The following is a 25,784-nucleotide window of genomic DNA, read 5'->3' on the forward strand; positions in this document are numbered from 1 at the left end:
CCGGGCGCCGGGGCCGGGAACTCCGCTCAGAGCTCGACGTCGGCGCCGACGGCGGCCTCGTCCTCTCCCCTGGCGGGCGCCCCGAACGCCGTCTGGATGAACGCCCGGATGCGCTGCTCCACGGCCGTCTGGAGGAAGACGAACTCGGACTCCGTGATCGTTCCGCGCGCCGCGTCCATGATCTGCCGGTGTATGGGGTGGCGCAGGCCCGGGCCCACGACGGTGATCTCGTAGCTGATCCAGTCCGCCATCAACGGTGCGCCGTCCAATATCCTGGGTGCATGGGCAGGGGGGTTCAGTTGCTCCGGGGCGTCCACCATGGTCGCCTTCACCCGTAGTTCGATGCCGTAGCCCCTCGTGGCCAACTGACGTACGTAGCGGCGCAGACCGATCTCCATCGCGAGCTGTTCGGTGTTCACGGCATTCGTGCCGATCACGAGGTTCTCCGGGATGTTCGGCCCGCTGTCGCCGTCACCGATCAGGTGGCACCACTCGTACTTGGCCAGGACGCCCGGCGCTCCCCCCTCGGAGCCCCCGGCGTCGACCCACTCGTGTGCCTGGGTTCCCCCCATGGCCTGGGCGGTGCTCCGCCCTGCCGTGCGCCGGTCGTGGATGGGCGGCTGCGATATGCGCCGCTGCTCGCGTGTGTCGGTCAAGCTCGCCGTGTCGTACTCGGTGTCGAATGCGTCCGCCGACAGGAACTCCCGCTTGTCGTTCAGGAACCGGCTGTCGGACCTGTCCGCTTCGACGAAGAAGACGAAGGGGAGCGAGGGGTCCGTGGGGAGCGGGACGAAGCCGGTGTCCGCCGGGGAGAGCCGCAGGCCCGGGTCCAGCCCGAAGAACGCGGCCGTCTCCGCGGCGCCCTGACCAGGTGCCGCGAGGAAGCTCGGATTGGGGGCCCACCGGTGCTCGAACATGTACGTCCTCCCCTGCGAACCGCGTCCGTTCGACCGGGGGGTCTGGGTGAGGACCTGGAAGAGCCTGTCCGGGTTGACGTGCGTCGCCGACGTCGCGTCATTGGTGAGGGAGATCCTGTAGTTGAAGTAGGCGGAGTGGTAGGTGGCGACGTAGTGGGTCTGCAGGGAGCCGCCGCGTGTGGACGTCTGCGGAGGAACCCAGCCCGCGTCGCGGTACACGGTGATCGTTTCCACGTTGCCGACGTTGGCGGCCGGATGGGCCGCACCGTCGGGCACGGACGGCTGTGCGCCCTCGTGCACGGCGGGAATGATCAAGGTGTCGAGTTCCAGCATGGCGTCGGCCTGTGCCTGGCGCAGGTCCGCCCCCGCGCGGGGCCGACTCAGCTGGTGCTGGGACCAGTTCACGTTGAACAGATCGAGGGAGGGGAAGGACGCGCTCTGCTGGGAGAACTGGCTCCCGAGGGTGGCCTGACTCCCGTAGGCGGTCCCCTGGCTCGACTGGTCGCCGAAGGAGGACTGCTGGGTCCCCATGGAGAGATCCTCGTCCCCGACGAATCCGCCGCCGAATCCGCCGCCGAAGTTGCCGTTCCACATGCGCTGGACGGCGCCGCCGGGGGGCGTGGGCGCGGCCGTGTCCGTCGTCGCCGGCTCGGCGGCGAGCTGGGGTCCGGTGGCCCTCATGACCCGTACCGCGTTGGCCTCCGCCTCGCGTTCGAACCGGTCGGAGGGGTCGCTCACGCTCAGGCCCGAGCCGTCGTCGGTCCCCGCGACGGGGCCCTGGCGCTGCTGGATGACGTGCGTCAACTCGTGGGCGAGCGTGTGCGGGTCGCCGCCGCCCTCGCCGATGACGACATGGCCGCCCGAGGTGTAGGCGCGTGCCCCGACCTCCGCGGCGGAGGCGCGGGCGGCGCTGTCGTCGTGGACGCGGACGTCGGAGAAGTCCGCACCGAGACGCGCTTCCATGTCCGTGCGCGTGGCGTCGTCGAGGGGGCGGCCCGGGGAGCGCAGGACGTCGTGGACCGAGGAGCGCTGCACCGAGGGCTGTTCCGGCTGATGGCCGCAGCCGGCCCCGTGCCGATGCTGCTCCGGCTCCGGCCCCTGTGCCCATGAGTGCCCCGCCCGGCGGAGCATCTGGACGACCGCGGCGTTCCCGGCGATGCCCTGGAGCGCGAGGACGCGCTGAAGCCCCGTCCGCGCTTCACCCGCCGGAGTGCGCTCCGGCGGGCGACTGCCGCCGGCCCTGGTCGGCTCGGAGTTCTCGTTGCTGCGCAAGGAAGCCTCTTTCGGCACGGAGATACAGGCTCCCCCTGGATACGCGGAGGGGGGCGCGCGATGCCAGGCACCGAAGGGCAGACCGGTCTGACCGGACGGGCAGTGAGGATGTCCCGACCGTGTCGGGGGACTCGGAGGTCCACGGTGCGGAACCGGTTGCCCTCGCCGCCCGGTGCTCGGACAGAATGAGCCCCATGCCGATACTCAGCCGCGCCGCCCTTGTCGAGCACCTCGTCCGTACCCGGATCGCGGGAGACGTCGCCACCCCGCGCGACAACAACCTCTCCCACTACCGCAAGCTCGCCAACGGCGACCGGCACTACTGGCTCGGCATCGAGCTCGGTGACCGCTGGACCGACGAGCAGGACGTGCTCGCCGTGATGGCCGAGCGCTGCGGGGTCATCGACGACCCGGCCCACCGGATCGGCCAGGACACCATCGACCCCGAACTCACCGTCGACGGCCTCGACCGGATGGCGGCCCGCCTCCGCAAGGCCGCCGCCGGCAAGGAACGCGTCCTCTTCGCGACCGGTCACCCCGGTGCGCTGATCGACGTCCACAGCCGGGTCGCCGCCGCGCTGCGGGCCCAGGGCTGCGACATCGTCCGTATCCCCGGTGGGCTCGTCGCCGACGAGGGGTACGTGGTGCAGTTCGCCGACGTCGCCGTCTTCGAGCGGGGCGCCAGTCTCTGGCACACCCACTCCCCGGAGCCGATGAACGCGATCCTCGACGCGCTCGGGGAGGACGGGCGGCCGGACCTGGTGATCGCGGACCACGGGTGGGCGGGGCGGGCGGGGCAGCGGGGGATCGACTCGGTGGGTTACGCGGACTGCAACGATCCCGCGCTCTTCATCGGTGAGGCGGAGGGGACGATGCAGGTGACGATCCCCCTGGACGACCACGTCCTGGACCCGCGCTACTACGAGCCCCTGACGGCGTACACGCTGAACGCGGCGGGGCTGTCGGCCTGAGGCGCCCGGTTGGACCCGGGTTGTGCCCACCTGTTCCGCCCCAGCGGAACGAATGCCCACAACGGGGGTGGGCGCAGCCCACGACGGGGGTGGCTGGGGGCCTTACCCCCTCGCGCTCCGTCCCGGGGGGCCCGGGGTCGGGTCCAGGTAGACGCGGTGGATCGCGGGGAAGCGGGTGCGGAGGCGGGTCTCCGCCTGCTCGCAGGACCGTTCCACCTCCCCCGCCGACACCACGTCCCTGAAGTCGACCTTCGCCGCGACCAGGACCTCCCCCGGCCCCTGGATCAGCGTCGTCAGGTCGAGTACGGACACGACGTGCGGGACGGAGAGCAGCTCCGCGCGGACCGCGTCCCGCATCTCGCGCGGGAGCGGCCGGCCGATGAGGAGTCGGGCGTTGGAGCGGCCGAGTACCCAGGCCACGTACACGAGCAGTACGCCGATGAGGATCGACGCGACGCCGTCCCAGACGCCGGAGCCGGTGATCTGGCCGCCGAGGAGGCCGCCCGCCGCGAGCACGAGTCCGGCGAGGGCGGCGGAGTCCTCCAGGACGACCGCCTTGACGGTGGTGTCGGGGGTCAGCCGCAGGTACTCCGCGAAGGGGGCCTTCAGCCGCTGCGCCTCGGCCTTGACCTGCCGGATCCCGGTCCGCAGGGAGAAGCTCTCCAGGACGAAGGCGATGCCGAGGACCACGTACGAGATGAGCGGGTCGCCGAGTTCCTCGCCGTGGGTGAGGGTGTGGATGCCGTCGTACACGGAGAAGACCGCGCCGCCGACGAACGTGGCGACGGCCGCCAGCATCGCCCAGACGTACAGTTCCCCGGCGTGGCCCATCGGATGGTCCTCGTCGGCCGGCTTCCCGCTCCGCTTGAGCGCGGTGAGCAGCATGGCCTCGGTGACCGTGTCGGCGAGCGAGTGCGCCGCCTCCGACAGCATGGCGCTCGATCCGCTGACGACGCCCGCGACGGCTTTGGCGGCGGCGATCCCCAGGTTCGCCGCCGCCGCCACGATCACGGTGAAGGTGCTTTCGCCGTTCCCCGAGTCCTTGGTCATGACATCGGACGGTATGTCCGGTCAGGAACGGGGAACGCGAACGACACCCTCCTGGATGACGGAGATCGCGAGCTTTCCGTCCCGTGTCCAGATCCTGGCCTGGCCGAGCCCGCGCCCGGCGGAGGAGGACGGCGACTCCTGGTCGTACAGGAGCCATTCGTCGGCCCGGAACGGCCGGTGGAACCACATCGCGTGGTCGAGGGAGGCCCCGACCACGTCCCCGAGGGCCCAGCCGCCCCGCCCGTGCGCGAGCAGGACGGAGTCGAGCAGCGTCATGTCGGAGACGTACGTGGCGAGGACGACGTGCAGCAGGGGGTCGTCGGCCAGTTTGCCGTTGGTGCGGAACCAGACCTGGGAGCGCGGTTCGCGCGGCTGCCCGACCGAGCCCCAGGGCGGTACGTCGACGTACCGCAGGTCCACCGCGGCCCGGGCCTCGATCAGCCGGTCCGCGACCTCGCGGGGGAGGTGGCGGGGGAGCATCTCGGCGGGTGTGGGCAGCGACTCCGGGTCGGGCGCGGCCGGCATATCCGACTGGTGGTCGAGCCCCTCCTCGTACGCCTGGAAGGAGGCGGAGAGGTGGAAGATCGGCTGCCCGTGCTGGACGGCGACGACCCGGCGGGTGGTGAAGGAGCGTCCGTCGCGGATGCGGTCGACCGTGTAGACGATCGGCGCGCCCGGGTCCCCGGCCCGCAGGAAGTACGCGTGGAGCGAGTGCGCGAGACGGTCCTCGGGCACGGTCCTGCCGGCCGCCACCAGCGCCTGGGCGGCCACCTGGCCGCCGAAGACGCGGGGGACGAGCGCGGAGCGGGACTCACCCCGGAAGATGTCCCGCTCGATCCGCTCCAGGTCGAGCAGATCGAGCAGGGCATCGAGGGGGTCGTGCGCGTCGGGCACCTGGACTAGAGGCCCATCGACTTGGCGATGATCGACTTCATGATCTCGCTGGTGCCGCCGTAGATGCGGTTGACGCGGTTGTCGGCGTACAGGCGGGCGATCGGGTACTCGTTCATGTAGCCGTAGCCGCCGTGCAGCTGGAGGCAGCGGTCGATGACGCGGTGCGCGACCTCCGTGCAGAACAGCTTGGCGCTCGCGGCCTCGGCCGGGGACAGCTCGCCCGCGTCGAGGGCCTCGAGGGCGCGGTCGGCGACGGCCTCGGCCGCGTCGACCTCGGCCTGGCAGGCGGCCAGCTCGAACTTGGTGTTCTGGAACGAGGCGACCGGCTTGCCGAAGACCGTGCGGTCCGTGACGTACTGCTGCGCGAACCGGACGGCGGCCTTGGCCTGCGCGTACGCGCCGAAGGCGATGCCCCAGCGCTCGGAGGCCAGGTTGTGGCCGAGGTAGTAGAAGCCCTTGCCCTCCTCGCCCAGCAGGTCCTCGACGGGCACCTTGACGTCGACGAAGGCCAGCTCGGCCGTGTCGGAGGTGCGCAGGCCCAGCTTGTCCAGCTTGCGGCCGATCGAGTAGCCCTCGGACTTGGTGTCCACCGCGAAGAGGGAGATGCCGAAGCGGCGGTCGTCCTCGGAGGGGGCGGAGGTACGGGCGCAGACGATCACGCGGTCGGCGTGGACGCCACCGGTGATGAAGGTCTTCGAGCCGTTGAGGACGTAGTGGGTGCCGTCCTCGGAGAGCTTGGCGGTGGTCTTCATGCCCGCGACGTCGGAGCCGGTGCCCGGCTCGGTCATCGCGAGGGCCCACATCTCCTCGCCGGTGACGAACTTCGGCAGGAAGCGCTTCTTCTGGTCGCCGGTGGCGAGCATCTTGATGTACGGCAGGGCGAGCAGCACATGCACGCCGGAACCGCCGAACTGGACGCCCGCGCGCGAGGTCTCCTCGTAGAGGACGGCCTCGAACTTGTGGGTGTCCAGGCCCGCGCCGCCGAACTCCTCGGGGACGTTGATGCCGAAGATGCCCAGCTCGCCGAGCTTGTCGTAGAACTCGCGCGGCGCCTGCCCCGCGGCGAACCACTCGTCGTAGACGGGAACGACCTCGGCCTCGATGAAGGCGCGGATGGTCTCCCGGAACGCCTCGTGGTCCTCGTTGAATACGGTACGGCGCACGAGCCGCCTCCTTGGGTTCCTGTCCTGGTCCGACGCCCTGACGCTTGCTAAGCGCTTGCTCAGGGTTATGTCCCGAAGTTACCCACCAGTCACCCCCTCTGTCCAGAGCTCGCGCCTGTGATCCAGCGCCCTCCGACGGCGTCGTACTCATGGACCGGCCGCCCCGCGATCCCGCTCGTACGGAACGGCCTCCCCCCGGTGTCCGTGATACGGGCGGTGCCCGTGCGGCCCTCGGAGCTCCACACCAGCTCCAGGTACCAGCGGCAGTCGCAGCCCGCCGCCCCCGCGAAGACCAGCAGCTCCTCCGGCTCGGCGGCGGTGACCGCGTACGGGAAGGAGACCGCCGGGAGCGTCCGGCCCTCCTGCCCGGAGGCGTCGTACCCGTCCAGCCCCCGCGCCACCGGACGCGGCCGGTCCAGGTCCACCTCGAAACGGCGCGGCGTCACCGCCCCGCCGCACCCGTCGTCCATCCGGTACGCCGCCCACGGCAGCGGCGCGCCCCGCTCCACCACCCGCACGTGCAGCGCCTGGAGCACCACCGCCGCCGCGCCCTTCCCCTGCACCGACACCCGCACCAGCGTCTCCCCGCCGTCCACGGCCCCCTGCGCCGCCGCCCAGCTCCGCGCGTCGGCCGCCTCCGGCGGGGGAGGGGGCGTCCGGTCCACGAGGTAGGTGTGCCCGCACCCGTTCTTCCAGAGGTGCGAGGCGACCGTCCACGTCAGCGGCGCCGGTGGTTCGGCGGCCGGCTCCGGGGTCTTCCCGGGCAGGAGTACGGCTCCGATCGTCACCGTCCCCACAACCGCCAACGCCCCACCGACCAGGCCCATCCACCCCCACCTCCGCCTCCGCCGCCCGGGCGGGAGGCCCGGCACGCGCGCGTGCACGGGTTCAAGCTGCACGCGCGCGTGCACGGGTTCGGGTTCGGGCTCGGACGCAGGCGCCGGAGCCGGCTCGGGTTCCGGCGCCGGCCTCGGCCCCGCGTCGGGCTCGGGCCCCGCCTCCGGCTCCGCCGCCGGAGGGCGTCGGGTGCGGTCCGCGCGGCTCCAAACCGCCTCCAGGGTCCGCCGTTCCTCCTCGTCCGCCCCGCACAGCAGGGCGAGGCGGTCGACCACGGCGAACTCCTCCGGGACGGTCGCGCCCGAGCAGTAGCGGTGGAGGGTGGACGCGCTGACGCTCAGGCGCCGCCCCAGCGCCTCGTAACTCCTCCCGTCCCGCGCCTTCAGTGCGCGCACGCTCCGCGCGAACTCCTCGACGGCGGCGTCCTTCGGCATTCCATCCCCCTCGACCCTGCGTCCCACCCTTCACGTCCTTGCACGTCAGCGGGGGTGGAATGGTTCCGGGACGGCTGGTGGGCGCGTCACCGTTGCAGGCGGGCGGGCGCCGACCCGAAGCTGGTCGAGCACTGACCGAACGACCCGACGGGGGATCCACCACCATGAACAAGCTCCGTACCGCACTCGCCACCGCCGCCGCTGCCGCCCTGGGCCTCGCGGCCCTCGCCACGGCCCCGGCGCAGGCCGCCGCCCAGCCCGCCTTCCTCGCCGCCTCCCAGATGCCGCCGTCCTCGACGCCGTGGACCGCCACCCAGGTCTTCAGCGGCGTCCCGGAGAACGGCGGCGTCCTCTGCGCCCCGTACAAGATCCCGGCGCAGAACACCCGCTACCGCGAGTTCAGCACCGAGCTCGACACCAACGGCGTCCAGGTCACCACCGTCGCCCGCACCGAGGCCGACGCCGTGAAGCTGGTCGACACCCTCCGCAAGTCCCTCGCCGGCTGCGGGCCCCTGCTCGAGCGGCAGAACCCGGGTCTGCACGCCGTCAGCGCCTCCCACGGCAAGCTCGCCGTCGAGGAGGGTGCCTGGGTCTACAGCCTGGACACCGCCGACCCGCAGATCGGCAACAGCGACATCCACCTCTTCTCCGTCGGCCGCGACGGCCGCACCGTCACCCTCGTCCGCTGGGGTCAGATGGGCGACTTCAAGGACGCCCCGCTGACCGCCTTCAAGACGACGACGAAGACCGCCGTCAACAAGCTCCACTGACCGGGGGGATCACCCGAGCGCGAACCACAGCTCCATCCGTACGTCCGGGTCGTCCAGGTCCCGGTCCAGGAGCGCGGCGCAGCGGGTGACGCGCTGGCGGACGGTGTTGCGGTGGATGTCCAGGGCGACGGCCGTGCGGTCCCAGCTGCCGTGCAGGGAGAGCCAGGTGCGCAGGGTCTCCCGGAGGGGGTCGGGCAGGGGGGCGAGGAGGGTCCGGGCGTGGGCCGCGGCCTCGGCGGGGTCCACCAGGGCCGCGAAACCGCCGGGGCGGTGGCGGACGAGCGGGGCGCGGGTCGCCTGCGCCCGGCGCAGGGCCCGCGCCGCCTGCGCGTCGGCGGCGGCCAGACCGTCCGGCTCGGCGGCGGCGCTCACCCCGAGGGTCCAGCCCTCGTGGGGGGTGACGGGGGTGGAGGCGGGGAGGAGCAGCCGTACGGCTGCGTGACCCGCCCCCGCCCCCGCTTCCGTTCCCGCCCCCGCCTCCACCAGCGGTGTCCCCAGCGCCGCCGCCAGTGACGCCGCCGCGAACGGCGTGCCGTCGCCGCCCGAGGCGTGGACCACCGTCCACGGGCCCGGGCCCAGCGCGCCCGCGACCTCCGCCGGGGGCGCGCCGAGCAGCAGCCGGACCAGGGCCCCGTCCCGTACCGTCACGTCCGCGCCCCGGTGCGGGGCCGTGAGCAGGGACAGCAGGACGACCGCGACGCCCGCGATGGTGTGGTCGCCGGGGCCGCGCCGCTCCGTCGCCACCCCGAGCGTCAGCCCGTCACCGCCCCCGAGCGCGTACGCGGCGAGCCGGAGCCCGCCTCCCTCCCCGCTCGCCGACGCCGGGCCGCCGGGGCGCGGCCCGAGCACCCCCGCCAGCTCCCGCAGCGCCCGCGCCGCCTCCGCCGGTACCTCCCGGCCGGCCGCCACCGACTCCGTACCGTCCGGGCCGAACAGCACCGCCCGTCCCGCGAGCCGCGAGGCCAGCGCGCCGAGTACCGCCGGGACCGGGGCGGGCCGGGCCGCGGCCGTCGCCAGGGACTGCTGCGCCTCCGTCACCCGGCGCAGCTCGTGCAGCCGGGCCTCCGCCATCAGCCGCCACAGCGCCCGCGCCACCGCCGTGAACGGCGTTCGCGGCGGTACCTCGACCAGAGGCAGCCCGTGCCGTGCGCAGGCCTCGACGAGCTCCGCCGGGACCGTGTCGTACACCGGGGTCACCCCGAAGGCGAGCGCCGCCGCCCCCGCCTCCACCACCCGCCCCACGTAGTGCGCCGGGTCGGTGAGCAGCACGCCCGCCGTCATGAGCAGTTCTCCGCCGAGGAGGTACGGGTAGGGGTCGGCCATCTCCGAGGTGTGGACCCAGTGCAGCGGGACGTCCTCGGGCCCCGTGAGCAGCCGCAGGCCGAGGTCCCGGCGTGCGAGCAGCGCGGCCAGCGGAACGGGCGGCGCGGGGGGAGTGGCGGAGACGGGCTCCGTGAGCGGGGGCACGGGAGGCATGGCTGTGGATCCTTCGTACATCCCCCGCCCGGACAGTAGAGGAAACGTACACTTCTGCGTCGCTTTCCGGCCACCTACTGTCGTGCCATCCAGAGGCCGCGGGTACGGGCGGATGTCCCCGCGATCAGCACATCTGGTCACTCCCCTGCACGACACGCCACCGAGGTGAACGAAGGAGGGCCCATGGCCGTCGACTACACAGTGATCGTCCTGTACTTGGCCGGCATGCTCGCGATGGGCTGGTGGGGCATGCGCCGCGCCAAGTCCAAGAGCGAGTTCCTCGTCGCGGGCCGCCGCCTCGGGCCCTGGATGTACTCCGGGACCATGGCCGCCATCGTGCTCGGTGGCGCCTCCACCATCGGCGGCGTCGGCCTCGGCTACAAGTACGGCCTCTCGGGCGCCTGGATGGTCTTCGCCATCGGGCTCGGCCTGCTCGCCCTGAGCGTCTTCTTCTCCGCGCGGATCGCCCGGCTGAAGGTCTACACCGTCTCCGAGATGCTCGACCTGCGCTACGGCGGCAGGGCCGGCATGATCTCCGGCGTCGTCATGTGGGCGTACACGCTGATGCTCGCGGTCACCTCGACCATCGCGTACGCCACGATCTTCGACGTCCTCTTCGACCTGCCCCGGTCCGTCGCGATCATCCTCGGCGGCACCATCGTCGTCGCGTACTCGACCCTCGGCGGCATGTGGTCCATCACCATCACCGACATGGTGCAGTTCGTGGTGAAGACCGTCGGCGTGCTGCTCCTGCTGCTGCCGATCGCCGTCGTCAAGGCCGGCGGCTTCGCCGAGATGAAGGCCGCGCTGCCCACCTCGTACTTCGAGCCCCTCGGCATCGGCGGCGAGACGATCTTCACGTACGTGCTGATCTACACCTTCGGCATGCTCATCGGCCAGGACATCTGGCAGCGGGTCTTCACCGCGCGGACCGACAAGGTCGCCAAGTGGGGCGGCACGGTCGCCGGCACGTACTGCCTCGTCTACGCCCTCGCCGGAGCCGTCATCGGCACGGCGGCGAAGGTGCTCTACCCGAAGCTGCCCAGCGCCGACGACGCCTTCGCCACCATCGTCAAGGACGAGCTGCCGATGGGCGTCCGGGGCCTCGTCCTCGCCGCCGCCCTCGCCGCCGTCATGTCCACGTCCTCGGGCGCGCTCATCGCCTGCGCCACCGTCGCCAACAACGACATCTGGTCACGCCTGCGCGGGCTCACCGCGAAGAACGGCGGGGACGACCACGACGAGGTGAAGGGCAACCGCCTCTTCATCCTGATCATGGGCGTCGCCGTCATCCTCATCGCCATCGCCCTGAACGACGTCGTCCAGGCCCTCACCGTCGCCTACAACCTGCTGGTCGGCGGGCTCCTCGTGCCGATCCTCGGCGGGCTGCTCTGGCGCCGCGGCACCGTGCAGGGCGCGCTCGCCGCGGTCACCGTCGGCGGCCTGGCCGTGATCGGCCTGATGTGGACTTACGGAATCTTGGCAAATGAGCCTGTTTACTATGGTTTGTTGGCTTCGCTCGCCACCTATGTGATCGTTTCCCTGGCGACCCGCCCGACGGACGCCGCCGTGCTCGCGCACTGGCGCGCCCGCCTCGCGGGCCAGGACCCCCAGCAGCCCGATCCGGACACGGAGAAGGCGGCCGTGACCGCCTGACGGCGGCCACCCCAGCCTCCGGGCGCCGCGACCCGGCCGCCCGGACCCACCGATACACCCCAGGAGGACCCCGACCATGAGCAGCAGCGACCAGAACACTCCGCGCGGCCCGATCGACTCGTCCCGCATCCCGCGGTACGCCGGTCCCGCGACGTTCGCCCGGCTGCCGCGACTCGACGAGGTCGGCACCGCCGACATCGCCGTGGTCGGCGTCCCCTTCGACAGCGGCGTCTCCTACCGCCCCGGCGCCCGCTTCGGCGGCAACGCCATCCGCGAGGCCTCCCGCCTGCTGCGCCCCTACAACCCGGCGCAGGACGCGTCGCCGTTCGCCCTCGCCCAGGTCGCGGACGCCGGTGACATCGCCGCCAACCCGTTCAACATCAACGAGGCCGTCGAGACCATCGAGGCCGCCGCCGACGACCTCCTCGGCACCGGCGCCCGCATGATGACCCTCGGCGGCGACCACACCATCGCGCTGCCGCTGCTCCGCTCCGTCGCCAAGAAGCACGGCCCCGTCGCCCTGCTCCACTTCGACGCGCACCTCGACACCTGGGACACGTACTTCGGCGCCGAGTACACCCACGGCACCCCGTTCCGCCGGGCCGTCGAGGAGGGCATCCTCGACACCGAGGCGCTCTCCCACGTCGGCACCCGCGGCCCGCTGTACGGCAAGCAGGACCTCACCGACGACGAGAAGATGGGCTTCGGCATCGTCACCTCGGCCGACATCTACCGCCGCGGCGCCGACGAGGTCGCCGACCAGCTGCGCCAGCGCATCGGGAACCGCCCGCTGTACATCTCCATCGACATCGACTGCCTCGACCCGGCCCACGCCCCCGGCACCGGCACCCCCGAGGCCGGCGGCATGACCTCCCGCGAACTCCTGGAGATCCTCCGCGGCCTCTCCTCCTGCAACCTGGTGTCGGCGGACGTGGTGGAGGTGGCCCCGGCGTACGACCACGCGGAGATCACGGCGGTCGCGGCCTCGCACACCGCGTACGAACTGACGACGATCATGAGCCGGCAGATCGCCGAGAGCCGCACCGCGAAGTAGGACCAGCCGGGGGTGTGGGCATACGTTCCGCAGGGCGGAACGGGTGGGCACACCCCCGGCCACCGGGCCGCACCCGACTGACCGAGCCCAGCCCAGAGGGACCCGATGACCCACGACCACGACCTGGTACTCCGGCCCACCGCCACGCAGACGACCGCCGCGCTCAACCCGCCCCCCGGCCGCAACGGCGGCGACCTCGTCGTCGAGACCCTCACCGGCCTCGGCGCCACCACCGTCTTCGGCCTCCCCGGCCAGCACGCCCTCGGCATGTTCGACGCGCTGCGCCGCTCCTCCCTCCGGTACGTCGGCCTCCGCGTCGAGAACAACGCGGGCTTCGCCGCCGACGCGTACGGCCGGATCACCGGCGAGGCCGCCCCGCTGCTGCTCTCCACCGGGCCCGGCGCGCTCATGTCGCTCGCCGCGCTCCAGGAGGCGGCCGCCGCCTCCGCGCCCGTCCTCGCCATCGGCAGCCAGATCCCGGCGGCCGGGCTCGGCGGCGGGCGGCACGGCTACCTCCACGAGCTGCGCGACCAGCAGGCGTCCTTCCGCGACATCGTGAAGTCCGTCCACACGGTCCGTACGCAGTCCCAGATCCCGTCCGCGATCGCGGCGGCCTGGGAGTCGGCGCTCACCGCCCCCCACGGGCCGGTCTGGGTCGAGATCCCGCAGGACGTGCTCCTCGCGGAGACGACCCTGCCCGTGGTCACGGCGATGGACGCGACGCCCGAGGACATCGCCCCCCGCCCCGAGCTGACGGCGGTCGCGGCCCACCTCCTCGCGAACGCCGAGCGCCCCGCGATCATCGCGGGCGGCGGAGTCGTACGCTCCGACGCGTCCGGCAAGCTCCTCGCGCTCGCGGAGCGCGTCGACGCCCCCGTCGTCACCACCTTCGGCGGCAAGGGCGCCTTCCCGTGGGAGCACCCGCTGTCGCTCCAGTCGTGGCTGGAGGACCGGCACACCACCGACTTCCTCGAGGACGCCGACGTCCTCCTCGTCGTCGGCTCCGGCCTCGGTGAGCTGTCCTCGAACTACCACACGTTCGCCCCGCGCGGCCGGGTGATCCAGATCGAGGCCGACGCCGGGAAGCTGGAGTCCAACCACCCGGCGCTCGGCATCCACGCCGACGCCCGCCTCGCGCTCCAGGCGCTCCTGGAGACGGTGGAGGAGCGCCGGGACGAGACCGCCCCCGCGCGGGTCGCGGCCGTCCTGACGAAGGTCAGGGACCGGATCGCGGCGCAGGGCCTGGGCCTGGAGCAGCGGGTCGTCGCGGCGGTACGGGAGGCGCTCCCGGACCGGGCCCCCAGCTTCTGGGACATGACGATCCTGGCGTACTGGGCGTGGTCGGCCTTCGACGCCCGGCACCCGAACACCATGCACTCCGCCCAGGGCGCCGGCGGCCTCGGCTACGGCTTCCCGGCCGCGCTCGGCGCGGCGGCGGCGGACCCGTCGCAGCCGGTCCTCGCGGTCTCCGGCGACGGCGGCGCGATGTACTCGATCGCGGAGCTGGCGACGGCGAAGCAGTACGGCCTCGACGTGACCTGGCTGATCGTCGACGACGGCGGCTACGGCATCCTGCGCGAGTACATGACGGGCGCCTTCGGCGAGGCCACGGCCACCGAACTCACCCGCCCGGACTTCGTCGCCCTGTCGGAGTCCTTCGGCGTCCCGGCCACCCTGACCACCCCGGAAACCCTGACGACGGACCTGACGAAGGCCCTGACAACCCCGGGCCCGTCGGTCGTGGTCCTCCCGGCCCTCCTGAGGATGTTCGAACCGACGCACCTCTGACCGGCCCGAGCCCGGCGCAACCCTCCCGCCCCCGCGCGGGTCCTCTCCCCAGGGGGCCCGCGCGGGGCCGTGTCGACGCGAGGGAAGGGGACCGCCGTGAGAGTCGTCCGCAAAGCGGCGAAAGGCATCAAGGAGTTCCTGCTCGAAACGGTCGGCGAGGTCGTCGCCGAACTGATCCTCACCGCACTCGCCTGCGCCCTGCTCGCAGGCCTGTCGCTGCTCGCCTACCTGAGCTGGTCCTTCAGCCCCCGCCTGACGCTCGCGGGTGCCGCACTGTTCGGCCTGTTCCTCGCCCACGGCGCCTGGGCGACCTTCCGCGACCCCACGAAGGCCCGCGGCAGGCGACGGCTCGCCGCCGCGAGCACGGCGGGTTTCTCCCTCACCGCCTGCACGGCTGTATTCCTGCTCCTCTACGGGACTGACTGACCCTGCGCGTGTGCGAGCGGACACCTGCGAGTGAACGGGGTTTGCCGTGCCCTTCCGCGCATGCATATCCTCCTTATGTCTCTGACATAGGGAGGATTTGCCATGTCGAACCTGTACGTGGAAGTCGACGATCTGGCCCTCGCCGAGGCGGCGGAAATACTGGGCACGAAGACGAAGAAGGACACCGTCAACGCGGCCCTGCGGGAGGTCGCGCGGCGGCACGAGCGGCTGCGGGCGCTGGAACAGCTCACGGAGATGGGCGAGCGAGGCGACTTCGACATCCTCATGGACAAGGCGAACTACCGTCGATGAGCCACCTCACCATCCTCATGGACAAGGCGAACTACCGTCGATGAGCCACCTCACCTACCTCGTCGACACCTCCGCCGCCGTTCGGATCATCGCCAGGAAACACGTGCAGGACGAGTGGCGGAAGTTCGCGGCCGAAGGCGTCATCGGCCTCTGTGACCTCACCGAGCTGGAGATCCTCTACTCGGCCCAGTCCGCCAACGACCGGCTCGTCAAGGAAGACCTGCTGGCGAAGCTCTTCAACTGGACCGCCGTCCCCGACGGCGTCTACTCCCGCGCCCGCCGCGTCCAGCACATGCTGACCAACCAGGGTGAACACCGCAGTGCCGGACCCGTCGACCTTCTCGTCGCGGCCAGCGCCGAGCTGTCGGGTCTCACGCTCCTCCACTACGACCGTGACTTCGACACCATCGCCCGCGTCACGGGGCAGCCCACCGAGTGGGTCGCCCCGCCCGGGACGGCCTAGGACCAAAGCCCCGTCTTTGTTGCGGCGGGATGAAATCGCAGCCCAGGCGTGTTGGGCCTTCCGGCAGAGCAGGACGGACGGGAGGCCATTCGTGGCGGCGGTGGGGCAGAAACAGGCGCGGGAACCGGCGCGGGATCAGGCGCGGGAACAGCAGGGCTGGGCGCGGAGGCTGGCCGGGTACGCATGGCGTTACCGGGCGAACACGCTGCTCGCGCTCGGGTCCTCCCTGCTCGGTATGGCCGTGCTCGCCCTCGTGCCGCTCGTCACCAAGGTGATCATCGACGACGTCATCGGGACGAAGACCCGGGACCTCGGCACCTGGACCGGCCTCCTCATCGGCGCCGCCGTCCTCGTCTACGTCCTCACCTACGTCCGCCGCTACTACGGCGGCCGCCTCGCGCTCGACGTCCAGCACGATCTGCGTACCGACATGTACGCCACCATCACCCGGCTCGACGGGCGGCGGCAGGACGAGCTGTCCACCGGGCAGGTCGTCGGCCGGGCCACCAGCGACCTCCAGCTGATCCAGGGCCTTCTCTTCATGCTCCCGATGACGGTCGGGAACGTGCTGCTCTTCCTCATCTCGCTCGTCGTCATGGCCTGGCTGTCGATCCCGCTGACCCTCGTCGCCCTCGCCGTCGCCCCCGCGCTCTGGTTCATCGCCAAGCGCAGCCGTACCCGCCTCCACCCCGCCACCTGGCACGCGCAGCAGCAGGCCGCCGTCGTCGCCGGGGTCGTCGACGGGGCCGTGACCGGCGTCCGGGTCGTCAAGGGCTTCGGCCAGGAGGACCAGGAGACCGGCAAGATCCGCGAGGCCGGGCGGAAGCTGTTCGCCGGCCGGCTGCGGACGGTCCGGCTGAACTCGCGGTACACCCCCGCCCTCCAGGCCGTCCCCGCCCTCGGCCAGGTCGCCGTCCTCGCCCTCGGCGGCTGGCTCGCCTACCGCGGCCAGATCACCCTCGGCACCTTCGTCGCCTTCTCCGCCTACCTGGCCTCCCTCGTCGGCCCGGTCCGCATGCTCGCCATGGTCCTCACCGTCGGCCAGCAGGCCCGCGCCGGCGTCGACCGGGTCCTCGACCTCGTCGACACCGAGCCGGTCATCCAGGACGGCACCAAGGAACTCCCCGCCGACGCCCCCGCCACCGTCGAGTTCGACGACGTGTCCTTCGCCTACGAGGACGGCCGGCCCGTACTCGACGGCTTCTCGCTCGACATACGGCCCGGTGAGACCGTCGCCGTCGTCGGCTCCTCCGGCTCCGGCAAGTCCACCGTCTCCCTCCTCCTGCCCCGCTTCTACGACGTCTCCCACGGCGCCGTCCTCGTCGGCGGCCACGACGTCCGCACCCTCACCCTCGACTCGCTGCGCGCCGCCATCGGCCTCGTCCCCGAGGACTCCTTCCTCTTCTCCGACACCGTCCGCGCCAACATCGCGTACGGCCTCCCGGACGCCACCCAGGAGCAGATCGAGACCGCCGCCCGCGCCGCCCAGGCCGACCGGTTCATCGCCGAACTGCCCGAGGGGTACGACACCAAGGTCGGCGAGCACGGCCTCACCCTCTCCGGCGGCCAGCGCCAGCGCGTCGCGCTCGCCCGCGCGATCCTCACCGACCCCCGGCTCCTCCTCCTCGACGACGCCACCTCCGCCGTCGACGCCAAGGTCGAGCACGAGATCCACGAGGCCCTGAAGTCGGTGATGGCGGGCCGTACGACCCTGCTCATCGCCCACCGCCGCTCCACCCTCAACCTCGCCGACCGCATCGCCGTCCTCGACGACGGCCGGCTCGCCGACATCGGCACCCACGCGGAACTGGAGGAGCGCTCCCCGCTCTTCCGCCGCCTCCTCACCGACCCCGAGGAGCTCGGCGCCGTCTCGCCCGGCCACATCACCCCGCCCGAAGTCCCCGAGGACCGCACCCTGCGGGCCGAGCTGGACGCGGAGTTCGACGCCGAGCGGGGCATCACCCCCACCCTGTGGGTACGGGACGAGGCCGCCGACCAGGAGAGCGCCGCCCCCGGAGCCACCCCCGAACTGCTCGCCGCCGTCGAGGCCCTCCCGCCGGCCGTCGACACCCCCGACGTCGACGAGGCCCGCGCCGTCTCGCCCGAGGACGCCTACGGGCTGCGCCGGCTCCTGCGCGGCTTCGGCCTCCCCCTGCTCATCAGCCTCGGCCTCGTCGCCCTCGACGCCGGCGCCGGCCTGCTGCTTCCCGTACTGATCCGGCACGGCATCGACGAGGGCGTGAACCGGCTCGCGATCGGCGCCGTCTGGGCCGCCTCCGTCCTCGCCCTGGTCACCGTGCTCGTGCAGTGGGTGGCGCAGACCGCGGAAACCCGGATGACCGGCCGCACCGGCGAGCGGGTCCTCTACGCCCTGCGCCTGAAGATCTTCGCCCAGCTCCAGCGGCTCGGCCTCGACTACTACGAGCGCGAGCTCACCGGCCGGATCATGACCCGGATGACGACGGACGTGGACGCCCTGTCCACGTTCCTCCAGACGGGCCTGGTCACCGCCTTCGTCTCCGTCGTGACCTTCTTCGGGATCATGGTCGCGCTGCTCGTGCTCGATCTCCAGCTCGCCCTGGTCGTCTTCGCGACCCTGCCGGTCCTCGCCGTCGCCACGTACTTCTTCCGCCGCTCCAGCGTGAAGGCGTACGAGCTGGCGCGCGAGCGGATCAGCGTCGTCAACGGCGACCTCCAGGAGTCGGTCTCCGGCCTCCGGATCGTGCAGGCCTTCCGCCGCGAGCGGTCGGGCGCGGCCCGGTTCACCGAGCGCAGCGACTCCTACCGGGAGGCGCGCGTCCGGGGCCAGTGGCTGATCTCGATCTACTTCCCGTTCGTGACGCTGCTGTCCTCGGTCGCTGCCGCCGCCGTCATGATCGTCGGCGCGAACCGGATCGAGGCGGGCACGCTCACCACCGGCGCGCTCGTCGCCTACCTGCTCTACATCGACCTGTTCTTCGCCCCCGTGCAGCAGCTCTCCCAGGTCTTCGACGGCTACCAGCAGGCCGCCGTCTCGCTGAAGCGGATGCAGGAACTCCTCCAGGAGCCGACGTCGACGGCCGCCCCCGACAAGCCCCTCGACGTGCGGTCGCTGCGCGGCGAGATCGCCTTCGAGGACGTCTCCTTCGCGTACGGGGGAGAGGACGGCACCACGAAGAAGGAGACCGCCCTCACCGGTATCGACCTGCGCATCCCGGCCGGACAGACCGTCGCCTTCGTCGGTGAGACCGGCGCGGGCAAGTCGACCCTGGTCAAGCTGGTCGCCCGGTTCTACGACCCGACGGGCGGCCGGGTCACCGCCGACGGCACCGACCTGCGGGACCTCGACCTCACCGCGTACCGGCACCGGCTCGGCGTCGTCCCGCAGGAGGCGTACCTCTTCGCGGGGACGGTCCGGGACGCCATCGCGTACGGGCGTCCCGGGGCGACCGACGCCGAGGTGGAGGCGGCGGCCCGCGCGGTCGGCGCCCACGACATGATCGCGACCCTCGACGGCGGCTACCTCCACGAGGTCGCCGAGCGGGGCCGCAACCTCTCCGCCGGGCAGCGCCAGCTGATCGCCCTCGCCCGCGCCGAACTCGTCGACCCGGACGTGCTGCTCCTCGACGAGGCCACGGCGGCCCTGGACCTGGCCACCGAGGCCCAGGTCAACCAGGCCACCGACCGCCTCGCCGGCCGCCGTACGACCCTGGTCGTCGCCCACCGCCTGACCACGGCGGCCCGCGCGGACCGGGTGGTCGTCATGGACCACGGCCGGGTCGCGGAGGACGGCACCCACGAGGAGCTGCTCGCCCTGGGCGGCCGGTACGCGGCCCTCTGGAGCACCTTCATCGGGGAGCCGGAGCCGGAGACGCAGACGGAGCGGGTGTGACGGGAGGGGGCGGGGTGTGAGTACGGGCCGCCCGGCGGGATGAGTACCCCGGCGGATGTCCCGCCCCCGGCCCGTTGCTTGGATCGGGGCATGAGCCACCAGACCCGTGCCCGCGCCGCCTCCCCCGTCCCCATCACCCCGCCGGACGTCGAGGGCGCGCGTCTGCGGAGGCGGTCCAGGATCGGGGCCGGGCTGCTCCTGCCCGCGAGCCTGCTCGCCGGCCTCCTGGTGCTCAGCCGGGAGAACACCGCCAGCTGCCTCGCCCACGGGACGGACTGCGACGGCGCCCCCGGGTTCCTGTACGCCGCGAGCCTGGTGATCGCTCTCGCGGCCTTCGTCACCCTGCGGAGGACGTCCCGCCCCGGCGTCCGCCGGGTGGCCCTCCGGACCCAGCTCGGCGCCGAGGGCTTCTTCCTCTTCCTGCTCCTCATCGCCTTCGCGTAGGCATGCGGGCCCGGAGGCAACCGTTCCGGGGTCGGGCGCGTCGTACGCCCGTACGCCCGTACGCCGATCCACTCGGGAGGGGACCCCGCATGCCCACGGACACGCAGAACGCACGACGTGGCCGACGGCTGCTCGCCCATGTCCTCGCCCCGCTCCTCGGGGCCCTCGCCCTGCTCGTGCTCCCCGGCCCCGGGCCGGGCGCCGGGACCGCCGACGCCGCCTCCGTCTGCCACGGCCGCCCCGCCAGGACCATCGTCTTCGCCACCGGCGAGCTGCGCCTCTACAAGACCCGCCACTACGCCTGCGCCGTCACCGTCGCCAAGCAGCCCGGCGCCCGCCGACCGATGGCCGTCTCGCTCCAACCGCGCGGCGCCCGGCCCGCCGTCCGCTCCGGACGGTTCGACCGGCAGGCCGGGCCCGTGACCGTCCACGCGCTCAACCGCTGTGTCCGCGCGACCGGTTCGGTGGCCGGGCGGGGCACTTCCACGGGCTGGATCCTGTGCTGATGTGCGGATAAGTCCAAGGGTAAGGACCAACTGGGTCTGGCGGTCCACACGTTGCCCCCGCTAGGTTCGCGACACCGTTGTGAACCATGGGGAGGACGAATGCGCAAGTCGCTCAGATGGCTGGTGTCGCTCTCGGTGCTCATAGGCACCGTCGGCTCCACGGGCGTGGCCACCGCCGCGGACACGGAGACCGACCGCACCACGTCCGTCGCCGACTCGCAGAGCACGGACACGCAGAGCACGGACACACAGAGCACGGACATCAAGGACCGGCTCCTGGCGATTCCCGGGATGAGCCTGATCGAGGAGAAGCCGTACGCCGGCTACCGCTTCCTCGTCCTGAACTACGAGCAGCCGATCGACCACCGACGCCCGTGGGCGGGCACCTTCCAGCAGCGGATCTCCGTCCTCCACAAGGACACGGACCGCCCCACCGTCTTCCGCACCAGCGGCTACGGCCTGAGCACCACTCCGAGCCGGGCCGAGCCGACCCGGATCGTCGACGGCAACCAGATCTCCATGGAGTACCGTTTCTTCACGCCGTCCCGCCCGGCGCCGGCCGACTGGTCCAAGCTCGACATCTGGCAGGCGGCCAGCGACCAGCACCGGATCTTCACCGCCCTCAAGAAGATCTACGGCAAGAAGTGGCTGTCCACCGGCGGCTCGAAGGGCGGCATGACCGCCACCTACTACGAGCGCTTCTACCCGCGTGACATGGACGGCGTCGTCGCGTACGTCGCCCCGAACGACGTGGTGAACAACGAGGACTCGGCCTACGACCGCTTCTTCGCGAACGTCGGCACCCAGGAGTGCCGCGACCGCCTGAACGGCATGCAGCGCGAGGCCCTCGTCCGCCGCGAGCCCCTGCAGAAGAAGTACAAGGAGTGGGCCGAGTCCGAAGGCGCCACCTTCAACACGGTCGGCACGCTCGACAAGGCCTACGAGGCCGTCGTCCTCGACTTCGTCTGGGGCTTCTGGCAGTACTACGGCGAGGGCGTCTGCGACCAGATCCCGGACGCCGCGACCGCGAGCGACGACACCGTCTACGAGACGATCGACGCCTACTCCGGCTGGGCCGCCTACACCGACCAGGGCCTGGAGTACTACACGCCGTACTACTACCAGGCGGCGACCCAGCTCGGCTCGCCCACCATCCAGCAGCCGCACCTCGCGGGTCTCAGCCGTTACGGCTACCAGCCGGCCCGGAACTTCGTGCCGAGCTCGATCCCGATGAGGTTCCAGCCGCAGGTCATGCGGGACGTCGACAACTGGGTCCGGAAGAACGCGCACCAGATGCTCTTCGTCAACGGCCAGAACGACCCGTGGAGCGCCGAGCCGTTCCGCCTCGGCAAGGGCGCGCGCGACAGCTACGTCTACACCGCGCCGGGCGCCAACCACGGCGCGAACGTCGCCGGGCTCGCCGACGCCGAGCGCGAGAAGGCCACCGCCCGCATCCTGGCGTGGGCCGGCGTCCCCGCCCCAGCCGTCCAGGCGGCGCAGCCGCTGGCCCGCTTCGACGCCCGTCTCGACAAGCCGGTCGACGAGGACGTGACCCGGGAGCACGGCGTACGGCCTTAACCGCCTTGCATGGTGAGGGGGGTGTGCCCGGTCGACCGGGCACACCCCCCTCGTCCGTCAGCGGTACGAAAGCCCGTGGCCGACCGGATAGAGCACCTTCGCCGGGTCGGCCGCGTCCTGGACCGGGACCGGGAGCCGCCCCCTCGGCTGCGCCCGGCCCGCCAGGACCCGTACGGCGGCCCGGAGTTCGACATCGGTCCAGGAGTAGGTGGCGAGCGTCGCCCGCTGGCCGCCGATCCTGGCGATGTCGTACGGGTTGCGGATCGCGATCGTCACGACGGGCACCCCGGTCGCGACGAGCCGCGCGACGAGCGTGCGCTGCGGGCTGGCCGCGGTGACGTTGTACGTGCCGACGACGACCACGTCCTTGCCCGCGGCCGCCGCCACCGCCTCCTCGATCCTCGCCGCCGTCGGGGTGATCCCGGTGGAGAGCGCGGTCGCGGTGAACCCGAGTTCCCTCAGGGTCGCCGCCAGGGTGGTGGTGGGCGGCCCCGTGGTCCCGGACGGCGAGGCCGGGTCGGCGCCGACGACGAGGACCGAGGGGTGCGAGGCCGGGCTGAGCGGCAGGAACCCGCCCTCGTTGAGGAGCAGGGTCGTGGTGCTCTCGGCGATCCGGTCGGCCTGCGCGAGATGGGCGGCGGAGCCGACCACCCGCTCGACGCCGGCCCGGGACACGTACGCGTTCCGGAACAGACCGAGCTTCGACTTCAGCCGCAGGATCCGCAGGATCGATTCGTCGAGCCGCTCCTCCGTCAGCTCGCCGTCCCTGACCGCCCTCAGGACCGCGTTCCACGCCACGTCGAGCTTCGGCGGGTTGAGCAGCTGGTCCACCCCGGCCTTCAGCGCGAGCACCGGGACGCGGTCGTCCCCGTACTTGGTGCGCACCCCCTCCATGGCGAGCGAGTCGGTGACCACCACCCCGTCGTAACCGAGCCGTTCGCGCAGGATGCCGGTGAGGATGGGCCGGGAGAGGGTCGCCGGGTCCTCGCTGGGGTCGAGCGCCGGGACCACGATGTGCGCGGTCATGATCGAGTCGATCCCGGCGGCGATCGCGGACCGGAAGGGCGGGGCGTCGAGCTCCGCCCACTGCGCCCGGGTGTGGGTGATCGTCGGCAGTCCGTAGTGGCTGTCGACGGCCGTGTCGCCGTGTCCCGGGAAGTGCTTGGAGGTGGCCGCGACCCCGGCCCGCTGGTACCCCTTGACCTGCGCGGCGACGAGCCCGGCGACCGCCGCCGGGTCGGAGCCGAAGGAACGGACGCCGATGACCGGGTTGGCCGGGTTGACGTTGACGTCCGCGACCGGGGCGTAGTTCTGCCGGATGCCGACGGCCGCGAGTTCGGCGCCCGCGATCTGCGCCGCCCGGCGGGCGTCCGCGTGCGAGCCGCCCGCGCCGAGGGCCATCGCCCCCGGCACCAGGGTCGCGGGCTCGCCGACCCGGCAGACGATGCCGTGCTCCTGGTCGGTGGAGATGAGCACCGGGACCGGGGTGGGCTGCGCGAGCGCCGCCTGCTGGATGCCGTTGGAGAGCTCGGCGATCTGCTGCGGGGCGCGGGTGTTGTGGGCCCAGGCGAAGTAGATGACCCCGCCCACGTGGTAGCGCTCGACCAGTTCGGCGGCCGTACGGACGCCGATCTCCGCCATGTTGGCGTCGATGTCGGCCTGGTCCGGGGCGGTCGCGGAGTGGCCGTACACCCGCATCACGAAGAGCTGGCCGACCTTCTCCGCGAGGGACATGCGGTCGATGATCCGCCGGAGCTTCCTGTCGTCGTGCCGCTCCTGGTCGGCGTGGGCGGGGGTGCTCACTCCGGTGACGGTGGCCGCGGCGGCTGCGGCGGTCACCGTGAGGAGGGTGCGTCGGGAGGGGACGGGGGCGCGGTGGTGCACTGATGCTCCTTCCGGCCGTGCGAGGTTGTCGGATTGCCGGGAAGCCTCCCGCTGAAGGAAACTTCCAAGGAGTCACGGATAGCCCGAAAGTAACTGCCAGGTCAAGGACCCGCGCACGAATCGCACCCGGGAATCCCGTGGCGGCCGAGGAGCCCGTGGCCGTACCGTCGTCCGGTCCCGCCCGCGAGGAAAGGCCCGTATGACCTTCGCGCACCTCACCGTCGACGCGCCCGAGCCCGCCCCCGGCGCCGTCCTGCTCGCCGGCATCCCCGGCAGCGGCAAGTCGACCGTCGCGGCGGCCCTCGCGGCCCGCTTCGCCCGCTCGGCGCACATCGAGGTCGACCACCTCCAGGAGCTGATCGTCCAGGGCTGCCACTGGCCCACCCCGGACGGCGACCCGGAGGCGGACCGCCAGATCCTGCTGCGCGCCCGCAACGCCTGCCTCCTCGCGGACAGCTTCACCGCGGCCGGCTTCCTCCCGGTGCTCGACGACGTGGTCGTACGCCGCTCCCACCTGGACTTCTACCGCGCCCACCTGAAGGCGGGCCCGCTCCACACGGTGTTCCTCGCCCCCGGCCCGGACAAGGCCTGGGAACGCAACAACGCCCGCCACAAGCGCCTGACGACGAACTGGTCGTTCCTGGACGCGGCGATGCGCGCCGAACTGTCCGGCGAGGGCGTCTGGATCGACAACGCGGACCAGACGGTGGAGGAGACGGTGGAGGCGGTGCTCGCGGCGACGGGGCTGGCGGGGTGGGCGGGCTGACGGGATCGACGGGCCGACGGGGCTGACGGGATCGACGCGCTGACGGGGCTGACGGGGCCGACGGGGCTGACGGTCGAGGGGGAGGCGGATCAGCCCCCGGCGCGGAGAGACCATCGGTCTCCGTATGCGGTCACGCCCGGGGTGGCGGCCCCGGGGTAGCACCCGCCGTAGCGCCCTCCTACCCCCGCGGCCGCCCCGTCGACCCCCGTACCACCAGCTCCCCCGGGACCGTCTCTACGCCGCCCGGCGGAGGTTCCTCCGTGCCCATCGCCAGGCGGCCCGCGCGGATGCCCGCCTCGTGGAGCGGGAGTCGTACGGTCGTCAGGGCCGGGACCGCGTCCACCGAGAACGGCAGGTCGTCGAAGCCCGCCACGGACACGTCGCCCGGGATGTCGAGGCCCCGTTCCCGCAGGGCCGCGCAGACGCCGAGGGCCACCGTGTCGTTGGCGGCGACGACCGCCGTCAGGTCCGGGTCGCGGGCGAGGAGCCCGGCCGTGGCCTCGTAGCCCGCCTGCCGGTCGTACGCGCCGTGGACCGTCGGCCCCTCCGCGATCCCCGCCTCCGCGAGCGCCGCCCGGTGGCCTTCGAGGCGGTGCCGGGTCGTGGTCCGGTCGGCGGGCCCGGCCGCGTACCCGATGCGCCGGTGGCCGAGTCCGAGCAGGTGCTCGGTGAGGCGCCGCGCGCCGGTCCTGTTGTCGAAGGCGAGCGCCGCCGCGTTCGCGTCGCCCGGCACCGGCGGGCGCCCGCACAGCACGACCCGGGTCCCCGCCTCCGCCAGCCTGGCGAGTTTGCCGGCCGTCGCCGCCAGGTGCGCGGGGTCCTCCAGGGCGCCGCCCATGAGGATCACGGCCGCGGCCCGCTGCCGCTGGAGCAGGGTGAGGTAGGTCAGCTCGCGCGCGGGGGAGCCGCCGGTGTTGCAGACGACGGCGAGTTTCTCGCCGCCGCCCCGCCCCGACGCGCCCTCCCCGATCGCGCTCTGCGCCGCGCTCGCCATGATCCCGAAGAAGGGGTCGGCGATGTCGTTGACGAGGACGCCGACCAGGTCGGAGGTGGCGGCGGCGAGGGAGCTCGCGGGGCCGTTGAGGACGTAGTCCAGCTCGTCCACCGCCCGCAGGACCCGTTCCCGGGTCGACTCGGCGACCGGGTAGTTGCCGTTGAGGACGCGGGAGACGGTCGCGGGGGAGACCCGGGCGCGGGCGGCCACGTCCGCCAGGGTGACGGTCATCGTGTGCGTACCTCCAGCATCGTGCGC

Annotated in this window: 21 protein-coding genes; 13 read left to right on the forward strand and 8 right to left on the reverse strand. The window is 72.5% G+C overall.

Features of this window, described 5'->3' with window-relative positions; genetic code table 11:
- Positions 1–26: 26 nt before the first annotated feature.
- Positions 27–2,189, reverse strand: a complete 2,163-nt coding sequence (locus ABT034_RS00625; protein ID WP_351209725.1) for an eCIS core domain-containing protein — start codon at positions 2,187–2,189, stop codon at positions 27–29.
- Positions 2,190–2,383: 194 nt separating this feature from the next.
- Between ABT034_RS00625 and ABT034_RS00630 the strand changes: the two genes are divergently transcribed.
- Positions 2,384–3,160 (forward strand): phosphatase, encoded by a 777-nt coding sequence (locus tag ABT034_RS00630; protein WP_351209727.1) that lies wholly within the window; start codon positions 2,384–2,386, stop codon positions 3,158–3,160.
- Between the two features lie 102 nt (positions 3,161–3,262).
- On the opposite strand, the gene ABT034_RS00635 is transcribed toward ABT034_RS00630, so the two are convergent.
- The 4 genes from ABT034_RS00635 to ABT034_RS00650 form a co-directional block, all read right to left on the reverse strand.
- Positions 3,263–4,210, reverse strand: coding sequence for a cation diffusion facilitator family transporter (locus ABT034_RS00635; RefSeq protein ID WP_351209729.1), 948 nt, complete (start codon positions 4,208–4,210; stop codon positions 3,263–3,265).
- 21 nt (positions 4,211–4,231) lie between these two features.
- Entirely contained in the window at positions 4,232–5,104 is an 873-nt protein-coding gene (locus ABT034_RS00640; protein ID WP_351209731.1) for an acyl-CoA thioesterase, read from the reverse strand.
- A 5-nt stretch (positions 5,105–5,109) separates the two neighbouring features.
- Complete coding sequence (locus tag ABT034_RS00645) at positions 5,110–6,267, reverse strand: acyl-CoA dehydrogenase family protein (protein WP_030552914.1); 1,158 nt, start codon at positions 6,265–6,267, stop codon at positions 5,110–5,112.
- An 89-nt stretch (positions 6,268–6,356) separates the two neighbouring features.
- Entirely contained in the window at positions 6,357–7,538 is a 1,182-nt protein-coding gene (locus ABT034_RS00650) for a helix-turn-helix domain-containing protein (protein ID WP_351209733.1), read from the reverse strand.
- Between the two features lie 164 nt (positions 7,539–7,702).
- Between ABT034_RS00650 and ABT034_RS00655 the strand changes: the two genes are divergently transcribed.
- Positions 7,703–8,308 carry a hypothetical protein gene (locus ABT034_RS00655; RefSeq protein ID WP_351209735.1) on the forward strand — a complete coding sequence of 202 codons (606 nt, stop codon included), beginning with the start codon at positions 7,703–7,705 and terminating at the stop codon, positions 8,306–8,308.
- Between the two features lie 9 nt (positions 8,309–8,317).
- On the opposite strand, the gene ABT034_RS00660 is transcribed toward ABT034_RS00655, so the two are convergent.
- The gene (locus tag ABT034_RS00660) at positions 8,318–9,784 is read right to left on the reverse strand and encodes a PucR family transcriptional regulator (protein ID WP_351209737.1); all 1,467 of its coding nucleotides are present in this window, start codon (positions 9,782–9,784) and stop codon (positions 8,318–8,320) included.
- Positions 9,785–9,967: 183 nt separating this feature from the next.
- On the opposite strand from ABT034_RS00660, the gene ABT034_RS00665 reads away from it, so the two are divergent.
- The 10 genes from ABT034_RS00665 to ABT034_RS00710 all read left to right on the forward strand — a co-directional run bounded on the left by ABT034_RS00665 (position 9,968) and on the right by ABT034_RS00710 (position 21,882).
- Positions 9,968–11,440 carry a sodium:solute symporter family protein gene (locus tag ABT034_RS00665; protein ID WP_351209739.1) on the forward strand — a complete coding sequence of 491 codons (1,473 nt, stop codon included), beginning with the start codon at positions 9,968–9,970 and terminating at the stop codon, positions 11,438–11,440.
- 76 nt (positions 11,441–11,516) lie between these two features.
- A complete protein-coding gene (speB, locus tag ABT034_RS00670; RefSeq protein WP_351209741.1) occupies positions 11,517–12,494 on the forward strand; it encodes an agmatinase in 978 nt (325 codons plus the stop codon).
- A 105-nt stretch (positions 12,495–12,599) separates the two neighbouring features.
- Positions 12,600–14,282, forward strand: a complete 1,683-nt coding sequence (locus ABT034_RS00675; protein WP_351209743.1) for a thiamine pyrophosphate-binding protein — start codon at positions 12,600–12,602, stop codon at positions 14,280–14,282.
- A gap of 96 nt (positions 14,283–14,378) precedes the next feature.
- Complete coding sequence (locus ABT034_RS00680; protein ID WP_351209745.1) at positions 14,379–14,708, forward strand: lysine transporter LysE; 330 nt, start codon at positions 14,379–14,381, stop codon at positions 14,706–14,708.
- A 102-nt stretch (positions 14,709–14,810) separates the two neighbouring features.
- Positions 14,811–15,020 (forward strand): type II toxin-antitoxin system VapB family antitoxin, encoded by a 210-nt coding sequence (locus ABT034_RS00685; protein ID WP_351209747.1) that lies wholly within the window; start codon positions 14,811–14,813, stop codon positions 15,018–15,020.
- Positions 15,021–15,060: 40 nt separating this feature from the next.
- Positions 15,061–15,483, forward strand: a complete 423-nt coding sequence (locus tag ABT034_RS00690; protein WP_351209749.1) for a PIN domain nuclease — start codon at positions 15,061–15,063, stop codon at positions 15,481–15,483.
- A 91-nt stretch (positions 15,484–15,574) separates the two neighbouring features.
- On the forward strand, positions 15,575–19,354 hold the full coding sequence (locus ABT034_RS00695) for an ABC transporter ATP-binding protein (protein ID WP_351209751.1): 3,780 nt from the start codon (positions 15,575–15,577) through the stop codon (positions 19,352–19,354).
- A gap of 90 nt (positions 19,355–19,444) precedes the next feature.
- Entirely contained in the window at positions 19,445–19,798 is a 354-nt protein-coding gene (locus ABT034_RS00700) for a hypothetical protein (protein ID WP_351209753.1), read from the forward strand.
- 89 nt (positions 19,799–19,887) lie between these two features.
- Entirely contained in the window at positions 19,888–20,304 is a 417-nt protein-coding gene (locus tag ABT034_RS00705) for a hypothetical protein (RefSeq protein ID WP_351209755.1), read from the forward strand.
- A 99-nt stretch (positions 20,305–20,403) separates the two neighbouring features.
- Positions 20,404–21,882 (forward strand): serine protease, encoded by a 1,479-nt coding sequence (locus tag ABT034_RS00710; protein WP_351209757.1) that lies wholly within the window; start codon positions 20,404–20,406, stop codon positions 21,880–21,882.
- A 57-nt stretch (positions 21,883–21,939) separates the two neighbouring features.
- Here ABT034_RS00710 and ABT034_RS00715 read toward each other — a convergent pair whose 3' ends face one another.
- Complete coding sequence (locus tag ABT034_RS00715) at positions 21,940–23,766, reverse strand: glycoside hydrolase family 3 protein (RefSeq protein WP_351209759.1); 1,827 nt, start codon at positions 23,764–23,766, stop codon at positions 21,940–21,942.
- 199 nt (positions 23,767–23,965) lie between these two features.
- Here ABT034_RS00715 and ABT034_RS00720 point away from each other — a divergent pair, with 199 nt between their 5' ends.
- On the forward strand, positions 23,966–24,532 hold the full coding sequence (locus ABT034_RS00720) for an AAA family ATPase (RefSeq protein WP_351209761.1): 567 nt from the start codon (positions 23,966–23,968) through the stop codon (positions 24,530–24,532).
- 178 nt (positions 24,533–24,710) lie between these two features.
- On the opposite strand, the gene ABT034_RS00725 is transcribed toward ABT034_RS00720, so the two are convergent.
- A complete protein-coding gene (locus ABT034_RS00725) occupies positions 24,711–25,757 on the reverse strand; it encodes a LacI family DNA-binding transcriptional regulator (RefSeq protein ID WP_351209763.1) in 1,047 nt (348 codons plus the stop codon).
- Between the last annotated feature and the right edge of the window lie 27 nt (positions 25,758–25,784).

The sequence above is a fragment of the Streptomyces sp. NPDC002773 genome (genome assembly GCF_040295605.1).
Taxonomy (GTDB): Bacteria; Actinomycetota; Actinomycetes; order Streptomycetales; family Streptomycetaceae; genus Streptomyces.

What these genes read in the sequence shown, in the direction of transcription:
- ABT034_RS00665 (WP_351209739.1), top strand. Translation starts at nt 9,968, where the DNA reads ATGGCCGTCGACTACACAGTGATCGTCCTGTACTTGGCCGGCATGCTC.
- ABT034_RS00720 (WP_351209761.1), top strand. Translation starts at nt 23,966, where the DNA reads ATGACCTTCGCGCACCTCACCGTCGACGCGCCCGAGCCCGCCCCCGGC.
- ABT034_RS00700 (WP_351209753.1), top strand. Translation starts at nt 19,445, where the DNA reads ATGAGCCACCAGACCCGTGCCCGCGCCGCCTCCCCCGTCCCCATCACC.
- ABT034_RS00650 (WP_351209733.1), bottom strand. Translation starts at nt 7,538, where the DNA reads ATGCCGAAGGACGCCGCCGTCGAGGAGTTCGCGCGGAGCGTGCGCGCA.
- ABT034_RS00690 (WP_351209749.1), top strand. Translation starts at nt 15,061, where the DNA reads ATGAGCCACCTCACCTACCTCGTCGACACCTCCGCCGCCGTTCGGATC.
- ABT034_RS00660 (WP_351209737.1), bottom strand. Translation starts at nt 9,784, where the DNA reads ATGCCTCCCGTGCCCCCGCTCACGGAGCCCGTCTCCGCCACTCCCCCC.
- ABT034_RS00630 (WP_351209727.1), top strand. Translation starts at nt 2,384, where the DNA reads ATGCCGATACTCAGCCGCGCCGCCCTTGTCGAGCACCTCGTCCGTACC.
- ABT034_RS00655 (WP_351209735.1), top strand. Translation starts at nt 7,703, where the DNA reads ATGAACAAGCTCCGTACCGCACTCGCCACCGCCGCCGCTGCCGCCCTG.
- ABT034_RS00705 (WP_351209755.1), top strand. Translation starts at nt 19,888, where the DNA reads ATGCCCACGGACACGCAGAACGCACGACGTGGCCGACGGCTGCTCGCC.
- ABT034_RS00710 (WP_351209757.1), top strand. Translation starts at nt 20,404, where the DNA reads ATGCGCAAGTCGCTCAGATGGCTGGTGTCGCTCTCGGTGCTCATAGGC.
- ABT034_RS00725 (WP_351209763.1), bottom strand. Translation starts at nt 25,757, where the DNA reads ATGACCGTCACCCTGGCGGACGTGGCCGCCCGCGCCCGGGTCTCCCCC.
- ABT034_RS00635 (WP_351209729.1), bottom strand. Translation starts at nt 4,210, where the DNA reads ATGACCAAGGACTCGGGGAACGGCGAAAGCACCTTCACCGTGATCGTG.
- speB (WP_351209741.1), top strand. Translation starts at nt 11,517, where the DNA reads ATGAGCAGCAGCGACCAGAACACTCCGCGCGGCCCGATCGACTCGTCC.
- ABT034_RS00685 (WP_351209747.1), top strand. Translation starts at nt 14,811, where the DNA reads ATGTCGAACCTGTACGTGGAAGTCGACGATCTGGCCCTCGCCGAGGCG.
- ABT034_RS00675 (WP_351209743.1), top strand. Translation starts at nt 12,600, where the DNA reads ATGACCCACGACCACGACCTGGTACTCCGGCCCACCGCCACGCAGACG.